Source organism: Cyanobium gracile PCC 6307, from assembly GCF_000316515.1.
GTDB lineage: Bacteria > Cyanobacteriota > Cyanobacteriia > PCC-6307 > Cyanobiaceae > Cyanobium > Cyanobium gracile.
Window position 1 is genome coordinate 1,102,484 of sequence record NC_019675.1, and the last position, 12,748, is coordinate 1,115,231.

The 12,748-nt window shown below is 71.1% G+C and carries 14 protein-coding genes and 2 tRNA genes; 10 read left to right on the forward strand and 6 right to left on the reverse strand.

The window, feature by feature from the left end:
* Position 1: 1 nt before the first annotated feature.
* A complete protein-coding gene (locus CYAGR_RS05215) occupies positions 2–916 on the reverse strand; it encodes an SPFH domain-containing protein (protein WP_015108740.1) in 915 nt (304 codons plus the stop codon).
* A 102-nt stretch (positions 917–1,018) separates the two neighbouring features.
* Between CYAGR_RS05215 and CYAGR_RS05220 the strand changes: the two genes are divergently transcribed.
* Positions 1,019–1,483, forward strand: a complete 465-nt coding sequence (locus tag CYAGR_RS05220; RefSeq protein WP_015108741.1) for an NfeD family protein — start codon at positions 1,019–1,021, stop codon at positions 1,481–1,483.
* Here the strand turns inward: CYAGR_RS05220 and CYAGR_RS05225 are convergent.
* Together CYAGR_RS05225 and CYAGR_RS05230 are read right to left on the reverse strand one after the other, a co-directional pair.
* Positions 1,480–1,992, reverse strand: a complete 513-nt coding sequence (locus CYAGR_RS05225; protein WP_015108742.1) for a hypothetical protein — start codon at positions 1,990–1,992, stop codon at positions 1,480–1,482. The two genes, CYAGR_RS05220 and CYAGR_RS05225, sit on opposite strands and share 4 nt — an antisense overlap.
* A gap of 39 nt (positions 1,993–2,031) precedes the next feature.
* On the reverse strand, positions 2,032–3,138 hold the full coding sequence (locus tag CYAGR_RS05230; RefSeq protein WP_015108743.1) for a phosphotransacetylase family protein: 1,107 nt from the start codon (positions 3,136–3,138) through the stop codon (positions 2,032–2,034).
* A gap of 63 nt (positions 3,139–3,201) precedes the next feature.
* Here CYAGR_RS05230 and CYAGR_RS05235 point away from each other — a divergent pair, with 63 nt between their 5' ends.
* Complete coding sequence (locus tag CYAGR_RS05235) at positions 3,202–3,933, forward strand: NAD-dependent epimerase/dehydratase family protein (RefSeq protein ID WP_015108744.1); 732 nt, start codon at positions 3,202–3,204, stop codon at positions 3,931–3,933.
* Positions 3,934–3,960: 27 nt separating this feature from the next.
* Here CYAGR_RS05235 and map read toward each other — a convergent pair whose 3' ends face one another.
* Positions 3,961–4,821 carry a type I methionyl aminopeptidase gene (gene map, locus CYAGR_RS05240; protein ID WP_015108745.1) on the reverse strand — a complete coding sequence of 287 codons (861 nt, stop codon included), beginning with the start codon at positions 4,819–4,821 and terminating at the stop codon, positions 3,961–3,963.
* Positions 4,822–4,883: 62 nt separating this feature from the next.
* Here map and CYAGR_RS05245 point away from each other — a divergent pair, with 62 nt between their 5' ends.
* The 6 genes from CYAGR_RS05245 to gltX all read left to right on the forward strand — a co-directional run bounded on the left by CYAGR_RS05245 (position 4,884) and on the right by gltX (position 7,944).
* Positions 4,884–5,228, forward strand: a complete 345-nt coding sequence (locus CYAGR_RS05245; RefSeq protein ID WP_015108746.1) for a hypothetical protein — start codon at positions 4,884–4,886, stop codon at positions 5,226–5,228.
* A gap of 42 nt (positions 5,229–5,270) precedes the next feature.
* On the forward strand, positions 5,271–5,798 hold the full coding sequence (gene rplS / locus CYAGR_RS19055) for a 50S ribosomal protein L19 (protein ID WP_015108747.1): 528 nt from the start codon (positions 5,271–5,273) through the stop codon (positions 5,796–5,798).
* A 66-nt stretch (positions 5,799–5,864) separates the two neighbouring features.
* A tRNA-Trp gene (locus tag CYAGR_RS05255) sits at positions 5,865–5,937 on the forward strand.
* 36 nt (positions 5,938–5,973) lie between these two features.
* Positions 5,974–6,162 (forward strand): SH3 domain-containing protein, encoded by a 189-nt coding sequence (locus CYAGR_RS05260; RefSeq protein ID WP_006043540.1) that lies wholly within the window; start codon positions 5,974–5,976, stop codon positions 6,160–6,162.
* A 238-nt stretch (positions 6,163–6,400) separates the two neighbouring features.
* Positions 6,401–6,474, forward strand: a tRNA-Asp gene (locus tag CYAGR_RS05265).
* A gap of 24 nt (positions 6,475–6,498) precedes the next feature.
* The gene (gltX, locus tag CYAGR_RS05270) at positions 6,499–7,944 is read left to right on the forward strand and encodes a glutamate--tRNA ligase (protein WP_015108748.1); all 1,446 of its coding nucleotides are present in this window, start codon (positions 6,499–6,501) and stop codon (positions 7,942–7,944) included.
* A 17-nt stretch (positions 7,945–7,961) separates the two neighbouring features.
* Here gltX and CYAGR_RS05275 read toward each other — a convergent pair whose 3' ends face one another.
* Positions 7,962–8,204 carry a hypothetical protein gene (locus CYAGR_RS05275; RefSeq protein WP_015108749.1) on the reverse strand — a complete coding sequence of 81 codons (243 nt, stop codon included), beginning with the start codon at positions 8,202–8,204 and terminating at the stop codon, positions 7,962–7,964.
* On the reverse strand, positions 8,162–8,761 hold the full coding sequence (locus tag CYAGR_RS05280) for a DUF1643 domain-containing protein (RefSeq protein ID WP_015108750.1): 600 nt from the start codon (positions 8,759–8,761) through the stop codon (positions 8,162–8,164). Before CYAGR_RS05280 ends, CYAGR_RS05275 begins: the two co-directional genes overlap by 43 nt.
* Before the next feature lie 62 nt (positions 8,762–8,823).
* On the opposite strand from CYAGR_RS05280, the gene polA reads away from it, so the two are divergent.
* Positions 8,824–11,778: a DNA polymerase I gene (gene polA, locus CYAGR_RS05285; RefSeq protein WP_015108751.1), complete on the forward strand. Its 2,955-nt coding sequence runs from the start codon at positions 8,824–8,826 to the stop codon at positions 11,776–11,778.
* 43 nt (positions 11,779–11,821) lie between these two features.
* Positions 11,822–12,721, forward strand: coding sequence for a dTDP-4-dehydrorhamnose reductase (gene rfbD, locus CYAGR_RS05290; RefSeq protein ID WP_015108752.1), 900 nt, complete (start codon positions 11,822–11,824; stop codon positions 12,719–12,721).
* The last annotated feature ends 27 nt before the right edge of the window (positions 12,722–12,748 follow it).

Genomic DNA, 12,748 nt, shown 5'->3' on the forward strand with positions numbered 1-12,748 from the left:
GTCAGCTGCCGCCCTTCTCCTGCAGCCCCTTGAGGGCCGCCAGCAACGACGCCGGGCTCTGGGGATCCACCATCAGCACCGATCCCCCGTGGGCAGCAGCCATCTGCTGGCCCATGGCCATCCAGTCCTTGGCCAGCAGCAGTCGCAGCCCTTCGGCCGCCGCCGGATGGGCCTCGATCACGGCCGCCAGCTGGGTGGCCGACTCGGCCCGCGCCTTGGCCAGCAGCAGCTGCTGCTTGGCCTGGGCATCGGCATCGAGCAGCACCGCCTCCTGCTTGGCCTTGGCATCCAGCACCAGGGCCTCGGCCCGGCCCCGGGCCGCGTTCACCTGGGATTCCCGCTCCCCCTCGGAGCGCAGGATCGCCGCCCGCTTCTCCCGCTCGGCGGTCATCTGCTGCTCCATCGCCTGCTGCACCCCCTGGGAGGGCTGGATGTCGCGCAGCTCCACCCGGGTCACCTTGACGCCCCAGGGGTCGGTGGCCTGATCGAGTTCCTTGAGCAGGGTCTCGTTCACCTCCTGGCGGGTGGTGAAGGTCTGGTCGAGGTCGAGCTTGCCCATCTCGGCCCGGATCTGGGTGAGCACCAGGTTGACCATGGCCGCCTGCAGGTTGTCGACGCCGTAGTAGGCGCGGGCGTGCTCCAGCAGCTGCCAGTACACCACCGCATCCACCTCGATCGAAACGTTGTCGCGGGTGATGCACTGCTGGGGGGGGATGTCGAGCACCCGCTCCTTCAGCGATTCGTGGCTCACCACCCGCTCCAGGCCAGGGATCACCAGGGACAGGCCGGGGCGCAGCTCCCGGTCGTACTTGCCGAGGCGCTCCACCAGCATCGAACGGCTGCTGCTGGTGACCTTGACGCCGCTGATGCCCAGTCCGGCCAGCACCACGAGCACCGGAATGATGAGCGCTTCCATGCAGGCTTCGTCACTGGCGCAACGCTAGGCAGGATGGGGGCGATGGCCAACGCTCCCGTTGGTTTCGTTGTTCCTCCACCACCGCCCCTTCGCACCCCGCCGATGCCCGCCCCACCGATCCTCTGGCTCGCCCTGGCGGGGGTGCTGCTGCTGCTGGAGCTGGTGGGCGCCGACGGGGACGGCCTGCTGCTGATCGGCGCCGTAGCGGCCCTGCTGCTCACCCTCGTCGCCATCCTGGCGCCGGTGCTGCCACCCCTGGGCCAGCTGCTGCTCTACGCCGTGCTGGTGGGCACGGGCTACGCCTGGCTGCGGCGCTGGTCGGCCCGCCGCCAGGCCCGGGCCATCCCCCCCAGCGCCCGCGCCGAACTGGCGGAGGTGACCACGGCCTTCGATGCCAACGGCGAGGGTCGGGTGCGCTGGCAGGGCCAGAGCTGGTCCGCCCAGAACCTGGCGCCCGACCAGCTCCTGCCCCCCGGCGCCCAGGTGACGGTGATGGGCCGGGAGGGAACGCGGCTGCAGGTGCTGCCGCGCCAGGAGTCGATGCCGGGCTCGAACGGCCTCGGCTAGTCGAAGAACATCAGGCTGACCACCTTGCCCATGTCCTCGGCGGTGCGGCAGCTGGAGAGCAGGGTCTCGCTGTCGTGGAAGGCGTAGCAGATCAGCTGGTCGCAGCGGTTGATGATCTCCTGGTTGCAGAGGCTGCTGGCCATCGGCAGGGGCAGCTCATCATTTTCGGGCTTCTCCACCAGGTGCAGCACGCGCTCCAGCTGGCTGCGGGATTCGCCCGGCTGGCGGTCGAGGCTCTGGGGCAACAGCACGGTGAGCCGGGCCGGATCCACCTCCAGCACGCTGCGGATCACGGCCGCATTGACCCCCTGGGCCCCGGAGGTGATCAGGTTGTGGCCCTCCTGGGCCAGGGAACGGGCCACCAGCTCCACCAGATGGATCGACACCACCGGCACATGGCGGCTGCCGAGGAAGGCGATCCTGCGTTTGCCCCGGTCCTGGAGCATGGCCAGCTCCTGGGCGAGCGTATCGATCCGGTCCAGGGCCGGAAGATCTAGGGACCGGGTCACCCGTTATCGACAACCAACGGTCCGAAACTAGCAGCGCCCTCAGGCATGGACCGCCAGGCGCAGCCGGCGGAACAGCCGTTCGAAGTGGCAGTTCTCCTCCACCAGCCGGATCGCATAGGTGGCCTTCACCGCTTCATGCAGCCGCACATGGCCGATGGCGGCGTCGATCACCTCCACGGTGGTCAGGGTGTCATGGTCGACCTTGAGCACCGGCACCTCCAGCTCCTCGGCCCGGCTGATCAGCTGGGGCAGGGGCTCACCGGCCCCGGTGAGGATCAGGCACTGGGTGGAGGCCTCCAGGGCCGCCAGCTGGATGTCGGTGCGGTCGGCGCCCGTCACCACCGCCATGTTGCGGCGGCGGCGGAAGAATTCCATCGCCGAATTGACGTTCATGGCGCCGATCGAGAGGGTCTCCACCAGCAGGTCGAGGCCGTCGCGGCAGCAGAGCACGGTGGCCGCCAGCCGGCGCGCCAGCTCCTCCACCGTGACGCTGCGCAGCAGGGGGCTGCGGGGCATCACGCCCAGCACCGGGATGCCGAGCCGCTCCAAGGCCGGCAGCACCGCCTCCCGCACCTCCGGCACCACCTCGGGCAGCACGGCGTTGAGCACCACGCCCGCCAGCAGATCCCCCAGCTGGTGCCGGGCCTCCAGCAGGGACTCGACGCTGCGGCTGTCGCTCCAGGGATGCACCAGCAGCACCGGCGCCTGCAGGGCCTGGGCCAGCTGCACCAGGCCCAGGCCGTAGAGCTGCCCTTCGCTGAGGCTGCCGGCTCCCTCCAGCAGCACCAGCCGCTCGGCATTGTCGTGGATGCGGCGCTGCAGCAGCGTCAGCCCCTCCCCCGGGGCCAGATCCCCCGCCAGCAGACGGGCCCGGGCCGTCGCCGGCTCCAGCACGTGCAGGGACGGGATCAGCTGCTCCGGCTCCAGACCGAGGGTGGCGCCGATGAAGCGCACGTCGGGATCGAGCAGGGGGTTCTCCGGGGCCGCGTCGGGGAAGGCGTCGAGCGGGTCGTCCATGCAAGTGGCCAGCGGCTTGCCGAAGGCCAGCGGCACGCCCTGGCGGGCGAGCTGGCGGCCCAGGCCGAGCACCACCGCCGACTTGCCGCTGAAGGGTTCGCAGGAGCCGATCAGCAGGGGGATGGACATGGTGCGACCTCGCCGGGACCCGCAGGTGCCGGGCAATCTAGGCAGCACGACCACCGCAGGCCTATGCCGGACCCCTCAAACGAAGCGCTCACCGTGGCTGTCACCGGTGCCAGCGGCGCCCTCGGCCAGGCCCTGCTGCACCGCTGGCACCACCGCGGCGCCCGGCTGATCGCCCTCTGCCACGGCCGCACGCCGCTGCAGCTGGCCGGTCCGGACGGGCTGCCGATCCCCCTGCGCCAGGTGCACTGGCAGGTGGGCCAGGAGGCGGCCCTCGAATCCCTGCTCGAGGAGGTGGACGTGCTGGTGATCAACCACGGCATCAATGTCCATGGCGACGGCAGCGCCGAGGCGACCGGTTGTTCCCTGGAGGTCAACGCCCTGAGCGCCTGGCGGCTGCTGGAGCTGTTCGCCGCGGTGGCGGCGCGGCGCGGGGGGGCACCGAGCGACGGGCGCCGGCGGCCGGAGGTGTGGGTGAACACCTCGGAAGCGGAGATCCAGCCGGCCCTGAGCCCCCTCTACGAGATCAGCAAGCGGCTGCTGGGTCAACTGCTCAGCCTGCGGGCCCCGTCCCTGGCCCCGGTGCTGCGGCTGCGGCGCCTGGTGCTGGGGCCATTCCGCTCGGCCCTCAACCCCATCGGTGTGATGGGCGCCGACTGGGTGGCCGGCGAGATCCTGCGGCAGGCCGACTGGAACTGCGGTCTGATCATCGTCACCCCGAACCCGCTCACCTACGTGCTGATGCCCCTGGCCACCCTGACGCGCTGGGCCTACTACGGGTTGCTGCGGCGGCCGTGAGTACCGGGATGGCGGGGTCGGCCGGGCCTAGAAGTCGCGGTCGGTGAGGATATCGCAGCCGTCGGAGGTGACCACGATGGTGTGCTCCCACTGGGCCGAGAGGCTGCCGTCCACGGTCACCACGGTCCAGCGGTCCCTGAGGGTGCGGCAGGCCTTGCTGCCGGCGTTGAGGATCGGCTCCACCGCCAGGGTCATGCCGGGCCGCAGCTGCATGTTGGGCAGGTCGCGGGTGCGGTAGTTGAACACCGAGGGCTCCTCGTGCAGGTTGCGGCCCACGCCATGACCCGTGTAGTCCTCGACCACGGCGTAGCCGTGGGCCTCGACGTGGTCCTGGACGGCGCCGGCCAGCTCCAGCAGGGTGCTGCCGGCCTTGACGGTGGCCAGGCCCTTCATCAGGGATTCCTGGGCCACCCGGCTGAGGCGGCGGGCCTCCTCAGGCACCCCCTCACCGACGCAGAGGGTGACGCAGCTGTCGCCGTGGAAGCCTTCGTAGTAAGCCCCGGTGTCGATCTTGACCAGATCGCCCGCCTTGATCACCCGTTTGGCGCTGGGGATGCCGTGCACCACCTCGTTGTTGATGCTGGCGCAGATGCTGGCCGGAAAGCCGTGGTAGCCCTTGAAACTGGGGGTGGCCCCCATGGCGCGGATGCGGGCCTCGGCGTGGCGGTCGAGGTCGCCGGTGGTCATGCCCGGGGCGGCCATGTCGATGATCTCCCGCAGCACCGTGGCCACGATGCGGCTGGCCTGGCGCATGATGGCGATCTCCCGCGCCGACTTGACCTCCACGCCGCGGCGGCCCTTCTGGATGCGAGGGCCGGCCTGGGTGAGAGGGGACCCACCGCCCTTGACGCCGTTGGTGCTGGCCAGCAGATCGGCGAACAGGTTCATGCGGTGGGAATCGGGCCGGACATTCAAGTTATCAATGGCGTCCCTCCCGCCGTCGTTTCCCCGTGACCAAAGCCACCCCCGCCGCACCGTCCTGGGGCGCCCGCCTGCGGCAGGCCCACGCCTGGATGGCGCCGATGGTGCTGACGCCCCTGCTGCTCTCGGCCGTCACGGGTGTGGGTTACCGCCTGCTGCGCGACTGGGGAGGCCTGGGCCGGGACCAGGTCCATCCGCTGATGGTGCTCCACGAGGGCGAGTGGCTGCAGCGCTGGCTGGGCCCGGTGGGAGAGACCCTCTACGTGCTGCTCAACGGCCTGGGGCTGCTGTGGATGCTGGTCACCGGCGGAGCCATGGCCTGGGAGCGGCTGCAGCGCAACTGGCGGCGGCGTGGGGGGAGGGGGGTCACCTGAGGCGGTAAGGTATTGGTTTGGCCAGGCGCTCCGAGAAAAGGGATGGCAACCGAGACCGATCCGACCACCACCGATCCATCCACCGAGGATCCGTCCACCGACGTGGACCCGCAGACCGTGGACCAGGGGACTGCTGACGTGGTGTCCGAGGCGGCCGACACCACTGCGGCAGCCGTGGCGGCCCCTGCCGCCGTGACCGTGACCACAGGCAAGCTGAGCGCCCGCGCCCTGATCGAAGAGTTCGAGGCGACCCAACTGAAGAGCGACCTGCCCGAGATCTACGTGGGCGACACCGTCAAGGTGGGCGTGCGCATCCGGGAGGGCAACAAGGAGCGGGTGCAGCCCTACGAGGGCGTGGTGATCGCCAAGCGCCACGGCGGCCTCAACCAGACGATCACCGTCCGTCGCATCTTCCAGGGCATCGGCGTGGAGCGGGTCTTCATGCTGCACAGCCCCCAGGTCGCTTCCGTGAAAGTGGAGCGGCGCGGTAAGGTGCGTCGGGCGAAGCTCTTCTATCTGCGTGACCGGGTGGGTAAAGCCACTCGCGTCAAACAGCGCTTCGATCGCTGAAGCCTGGTTTCACGGGTGGCCATTGCCCGCGAATCCCTTTCACGCTTTCCAGGGGCCATCGGCCATGCGCCGTTAGTTCAGTTGGTAGAACGCAGGTCTCCAAAACCTGATGTCGGGGGTTCAAGTCCTCCACGGCGCGTTCGATGGTCCCATTTGCAGTCTCGTGGTTCCGAACATGGAGTTGGATCTACAACCCGGTGATGTGGTCAAGGTGCTGGAATCCGCAGCCCTTGGCTGGGTCCGGGCCCGGGTCATCCGGGTCAAGTCCGGAGGTCGGGTCGTGGTCCAGAGCGACCAGGGGCGGGAATTCACCGCCCGTGGCAATCAGGTGCGTCTGATTGAACCCGCCGGCTTCCGCCCCTGAGCCCAGCGCCTCGGCGTACCCTCTGGTCAGCGCCTGCCCCGTGCCCCGCACGGGGCTTTTTGTGTGGCACCCTCACCAGGCCCGCCCCTGCCCGGCCTTCCCGGGCGCCGTTGACGTACCGCGTTGACGGAGGGACCGGTGACGATGGATACTTCCTTGGTCGGCGTCCGCGCCGTCGTGATCGCCCATCGGTGCCGCATCCTCCCCCCGGGGCGGATCGAGCCTCGAATGTCGGTCTGGGACTGTAGTTCAATCGGTTAGAGCACCGCCCTGTCACGGCGGAAGTTGCGGGTTCGAGCCCCGTCAGTCCCGTTCTCACCACCTGGAGCCGATTCCGTGGCCGCAGCGGTTCCCGTACGCGTTCGGCTGGCCCCCAGCCCCACCGGCACCCTCCACATCGGCACCGCCCGCACGGCGGTGTTCAACTGGCTGTTCGCCCGCCACCTGGGGGGCGCCTTCCTGCTCCGCATCGAGGACACCGACCGGGAACGGTCCAAGGTCGAGTACACCGAGAACATCCTCGGTGGCCTGCGCTGGCTGGGCCTCACCTGGGACGAGGAGCCGGTGGTGCAGAGCCAGCGCATCGAGGCCCACCGGGCCGCGATCGCGCAGCTGCTGGAGAGCGGCCATGCCTACCGCTGCTTCGCCAGCGACGCCGAGCTGGCGGCGATGCGGGAGCGCCAGCAGGCCGAGGGCCGGCCCCCCCGCTACGACAACCTGCACCGGGACCTCACCCCCGAGCAGCAGCAGGCCTACATCGATGAGGGGCGCGAGGCGGTGATCCGCTTCCGCATCGACGACGGCGCCACGATCACCTGGAACGATCTGGTGCGCGGCGAGATGCGCTGGGCGGGGAGTGATCTGGGCGGCGACATGGTGATCGCCCGCCGGGCGCCCGCCGATGCCATCGGCGACCCGCTCTACAACCTGGTGGTGGTGGTGGACGACGCCGCCATGGCCATCAGCCACGTGATCCGGGGCGAGGACCACATCGCCAACACCGGCAAGCAACTGCTGCTCTACGCGGCCCTGGGGCTGACCCCGCCCCTGTTCGCCCATACCCCCCTGATCCTCAACCAGGAGGGCCGCAAGCTCTCCAAGCGCGACGGTGTCACCTCCGTGGGCGATTTCCGCGCCATGGGCTACACCGCCGAGGCCCTGGTCAACTACATGACCCTGCTGGGCTGGTCACCGCCGGAGGGCATCGGCGAGCGCTTCAGCCTCGAGCAGGCCGCCGCGGTGTTCTCCTTCGAGCGCGTCAACCGGGCCGGGGCGCGCTTCGACTGGGACAAGCTCAACTGGCTCAACGCCCAGGTGCTGCACGGGCTGGGGGCCGGCGAGCTGCGCCAGCGGCTGCTGCCCCTCTGGCAGGCCCGGGGCTGGGGCGACGACGGCCCGGCCGCCGATGCCGCCTGGCAGGAGGATCTCTGCGCCCTGCTGGGGCCCTCCCTCAGCCTGCTGGCGGACGGGGTCGACCAGGCCGCCCCCTTCTTCGAAACGCCGCAGCCGGACGAGGCTGCCCTGGCCCTGCGGACCGACGCCCCCAGCCGCGCCGCCCTGACGGCCCTGCTGGAGCAGCTGCCCGAGGGGCCCCTCGATGCCGACACGGCCCAGGCGCTGCTGGGGGCCGCCGCCACGGCCGCGGGCGTCAAGAAAGGGGTGCTGATGAAGGGTCTGCGGGCCGCCCTGCTGGGCAGCCTCAAGGGGCCCGACCTGCTCACGACCTGGGTGCTGCTGCACCGGCGCGGCAGCGACCGGGAGCGGATCGCCGCGGCCCTCTGACGCCGGGGCTCTGAGCCTCAGTCGTCGAGGGCGCCGTAGATCGGCTCCACCCGGATCGCCTGGACACTGCCGGCCCGCAGCACGAGGAACTCGCTGGTCAGGTCGCTGATCGGCACGTTCACGAAGGTGTCGAGGGTCGCCGCGTTCAGCACGCCGCCGTACCAGTTCTGGAAATCCTCCAGGGTGTTGAAGTGCACCTCCTGGTGGTGGCCGCCGATCAGGAACAGGTGGATGGCGTAGCGGCGGGGGGTGCGGGCCATGGGGCGCGGACGGCGGCGTCGGACTGCCCACAGGATGCCCCATACGGCCGCAACAGGCTTGCGGCCGGCCGGTAGAGGGGATGGAGCGGGGCACCGGAGGCGGTGAGGCCGAGACACACCAGCCGGTGACGGTGGGGGGCCAGCAGCTCCAGCACCCGTTCGTCCTGACCCGAGCGGCGGCCGCCGTTGCCCCAGCCCAGCCAGATCAGCGGCAGCGGCGCGGCGGCACCGGCAGGCCCACGGGGCCGCTGGGCCGCCCGCACCCTGCGCCGGATCCAGGACGGGTTGGCGGCGCCCACCGGATCGGCGGCGAGGGCCAGGGCGGAGGGGCGGGGGCTGATGCGGGCGAAGAGGTTCAGCACCTCCAGGCCGCCGTAGCCCCAGCCGGCGGCGAAGGCCACCAGCCGCCGCAGGGTGGGGTCGTCGTGGCGATGGTCGGCGCGGGAGGGATTCAGGCCGATGAACAGCAGCCGGCTGCCCTGGGGCTCCCAGACGCGCTCCAGCCACCAGCGGTAGTGGCCACAGCGGCTGAAGGCGGCCCGGCCGGTGGCCTTCACGGCGCTTCCGGGCCGCCGGATGGCAGGCTGTGGCGGACGGCGGACGGATCCCGGAAACGGCCATGGAGCGGGACAAGCCCCTGTTGCTGCTGGTGGACGGCCACTCCCTGGCGTTCCGCAGCTTCTACGCCTTCGCCAAAGGCGGCGAGGGGGGACTGAGCACCAAGGAGGGGGTGCCCACCAGCGTCACCTACGGCTTCCTCAAGGCCCTGCTCGACAACTGCAAGGGACTGGCACCCCAGGGGGTGGTGATCGCCTTCGACACCGCCGAACCCACCTTCCGCCACGAGGCGGACGCCGCCTACAAGGCCCACCGGGAAGAGGCGCCGGAGCACTTCTTCGCCGATCTGGCCAACCTGCAGGGCATCCTCAGGGACTGCCTCGACCTGCCCCTGTCGATGGCACCCGGCTACGAGGCCGACGACGTGCTCGGCACCCTGGCCAACCGGGCGGCGGGCGAGGGCTGGCGGGTGCGGATCCTCTCCGGCGACCGCGACCTGTTCCAGCTGGTGGACGACGAGCGCGACATCGCCGTGCTCTACATGGGCGGCGGCCCCTACGCGAAGAACAGCGGCCCGACGGAGATCCGCCGCGCCCAGGTGATCGAGAAGCTGGGGGTGCCGCCCGCGGGGGTGGTGGACCTCAAGGCCCTCACCGGCGACAGCTCCGACAACATCCCCGGGGTCAAGGGGGTGGGTCCCAAGACCGCCCTCACCCTGCTCAAGGCCCACGGCGACCTGGACGGCATCTACGCCGCCCTCGACCAGCAGAAGGGGGCCCTGAAGACCAAGCTGGAGACCGACCGGGAGAACGCCTTCCGCTCCCGGATGCTGGCGGAGATCCTGGTGCAGATTCCCCTGCCCGAGGAGCCGCGCCTGGCCCTGGGGCGGGTGGACCCCCAGGCCCTGGGGGAGTGCCTCAAGGAGCTGGAGCTGTACAGCCTGGTGAAGCAGGTGGACGGCTTCGCCCGCCTGTTCTCCGCCGACCACCCGGAGCCGGCAGCCTCCCCCGCCGCCGCAAAGCCCGCTGCCACCGCCACCGAAGCCACCGCCACCGAAGCCGCCAGCGCCGAAGCCGAGGCCGAACCCGCCCCCGAGGGGGGCCTGCCGGCCCTGCCCGAGCTGCGACCGCAGCTGGTCACCACCCCCGAGGCCCTGGCCGCCCTGATCGAGCGGCTGATGGCCTGCACCGATCCGGCGGCGCCGGTGGCCCTCGACACCGAGACCACCTCGCTCAATCCCTTCAAGGCCGAGCTGGTGGGGATCGGCCTCTGCTGGGGGGAGGGCCTGGCGGACCTTGCTTACGTGCCCATCGGCCACCACAGCCCGCCCGCCGCCGACCTGCTCAGCGCGGCGCCAGCGGCGCCGGAGCAGCTGCCCCTCGATGCGGTGCTGCTGGCCCTGGGGCCCTGGCTGGCCAGCGCCGCGCACCCCAAGGCGCTCCAGAACGCCAAGTACGACCGCCTGATCCTGCTGCGCCATGGGCTGCCCCTGGCCGGTGTGGTGATGGACACCCTGCTGGCGGACTACCTGCGGGATGCCAATGCCAAGCATGGCCTGGAGGCGATGGCGGCGCGGGAGTTCGGCCTCCAGCCGACCACCTACGGCGATCTGGTGGCCAAGGGTCAGAACTTCGCCGACGTGCCGATCGGGGCCGCGGCGCTCTACTGCGCCATGGACGTGCACCTCACCCGCCGCCTTGGCGCCGTGCTGAGCGAGCAGCTGGCGGCGATGGGGCCCCAGTTGCCCCTGCTGCTCCAGCAGGTGGAGCTGCCCCTGGAGCCGGTGCTGGCCCAGATGGAGGCCACCGGCATCCGCATCGACGTGCCCTACCTCAGGGAGCTGGCCGAGGAGCTCAGCACCACCCTGACCCGGCTGGAGCAGGAGGCCCAGGCGGCGGCGGGGGTGGACTTCAACCTGGCCTCCCCCAAGCAGCTCGGGGAGCTGCTGTTCGACACCCTGGGGCTCGACCGCAAGAAGTCGCGCCGCACCAAGACCGGCTGGAGCACCGATGCGGCGGTGCTGGAGAAGCTGGAGGACGACCATCCGGTGGTGAAGCTGGTGCTGGAGCACCGCACCCTCAGCAAGCTGCTCAGCACCTACGTGGAGGCCCTGCCGGCCCTGGTGGAACCGGAGACCGGGCGGGTGCACACCGATTTCAACCAGGCGGTGACCGCCACCGGGCGGCTGTCGAGCAGCAACCCCAACCTGCAGAACATCCCCATCCGCACCGAGTTCAGCCGCCGCATCCGCAAGGCCTTCCTGCCCCAGGAGGGCTGGCAGATGATCAGCGCCGACTACTCCCAGATCGAGCTGCGCATCCTCACCCACCTCTCCGGAGAGCCGGTGCTGGTGAAGGCCTACAACGAAGGCGATGACGTCCATGCCCTCACCGCCCGGCTGCTGCTCGAGACCGACACGGTGACACCGGAGGAGCGGCGTCTGGGCAAGACGATCAACTTCGGGGTGATCTACGGCATGGGGGCCCAGCGGCTGGCCCGCGAAACCGGCATGGGCCAGGCCCGGGCCAAGGAGTTCCTGAGTCTCTACAAGCAGCGCTACCCGAAGGTGTTCCTGTACCTGGAGCTGCAGGAGCGGCTGGCCCTCAGCCGCGGCTACGTGGAGACGATCCTGGGGCGGCGGCGGCCGTTCCAGTTCGATCCCGGCGGCCTGGGCCGGCTGCTGGGCCGGGATCCGCTGGAGATCGACCTGGAGGTGGCCCGCCGTGGCGGGATGGAGGCCCAGCAACTGCGGGCCGCCGCCAACGCCCCGATCCAGGGCTCCAGCGCCGACATCATCAAGCTGGCCATGGTGGGCCTGCAGCAGGCGCTGACGGCGGCGGGCCTGCCGGCCCGGCTGCTGCTGCAGGTGCACGACGAACTGGTGCTGGAGGCGGCCCCGGAGGCGCTCGAGGAGGTGCGGGAGCTCACCCGCCGCACCATGGAGCAGGCAGTGCAGCTGCTGGTGCCCCTGGCGGTGGACACCGGCGTCGGCCCCAACTGGATGGAGGCGAAATAGCCGCACGAAGGTAGGCTGCGCGCGAGCTTTGCCTCCGCCATCGATGCCCCAACCGGTGCGGGTGCTGCTGACCGGCCGCCACGGCCAGCTCGGACAGGCCCTGCTGGCCAGCGCGCCTGCCGGCATCGACCTGATCGCAACGGGCCGGGAGGAGCTGGATCTCGCCGATCCGACCGCCTGCCGGGCCGCCGTGGCGCAGCACCGGCCCGACTGGGTGCTGAATGCGGGGGCCTACACGGCAGTGGATCGGGCCGAAGCGGAACCGGAGCTGGCCGAGGCGGTCAACGCCGGTGCCCCCGGGGCCTTCGCCGAGGCCCTGGCCGAGACCGGCGGGCGACTGCTGCAGGTGAGCACCGATTTCGTCTTTGACGGGGAGCAGGGCCATCCCTACGCCCCGGATCAGGCCCTGGCCCCCCTGGGGGTCTACGGCGCCACCAAGGCCGAGGGGGAGCGGCGGGCGGCGGCGGCCCTGGGCGCCGATCGTCTCTGCCTGCTGCGCACCAGCTGGGTCTACGGGCCGGTGGGGGCCAATTTCTGCCTCACCATGCTGCGGCTGCACCGGGCGAAGGCAGCCGCCGGCGAGCCCCTGGGGGTGGTGGCCGACCAGGTGGGCTGCCCCACGGCCACCGCCGGCCTGGCGGAGGCCTGCTGGCGGGTGATCGAGCGGGGGGTGAGCGGGCACCACCACTGGAGCGACTGCGGCGCCGCCAGCTGGTACGACTTCGCCGTGTCCATCGGTCTGCTGGCGGCGGCGCGGGGGCTGATCCACGCCCCGGCCCGGGTGCGGCCGATCACCACCGCCGACTACCCCACCCCGGCCCGTCGCCCCTCCTATTCCCTGCTGGATGCCACCACCACCCGGCGTGCCCTGGATCTGGAGGGGCAACACTGGCAGGCCGCCCTCGCCGAGGTGCTGGCGCGGATTCCCCTGCCCCAGGCCTGAACACCCCTGACCCCGTCTCGCCCCATC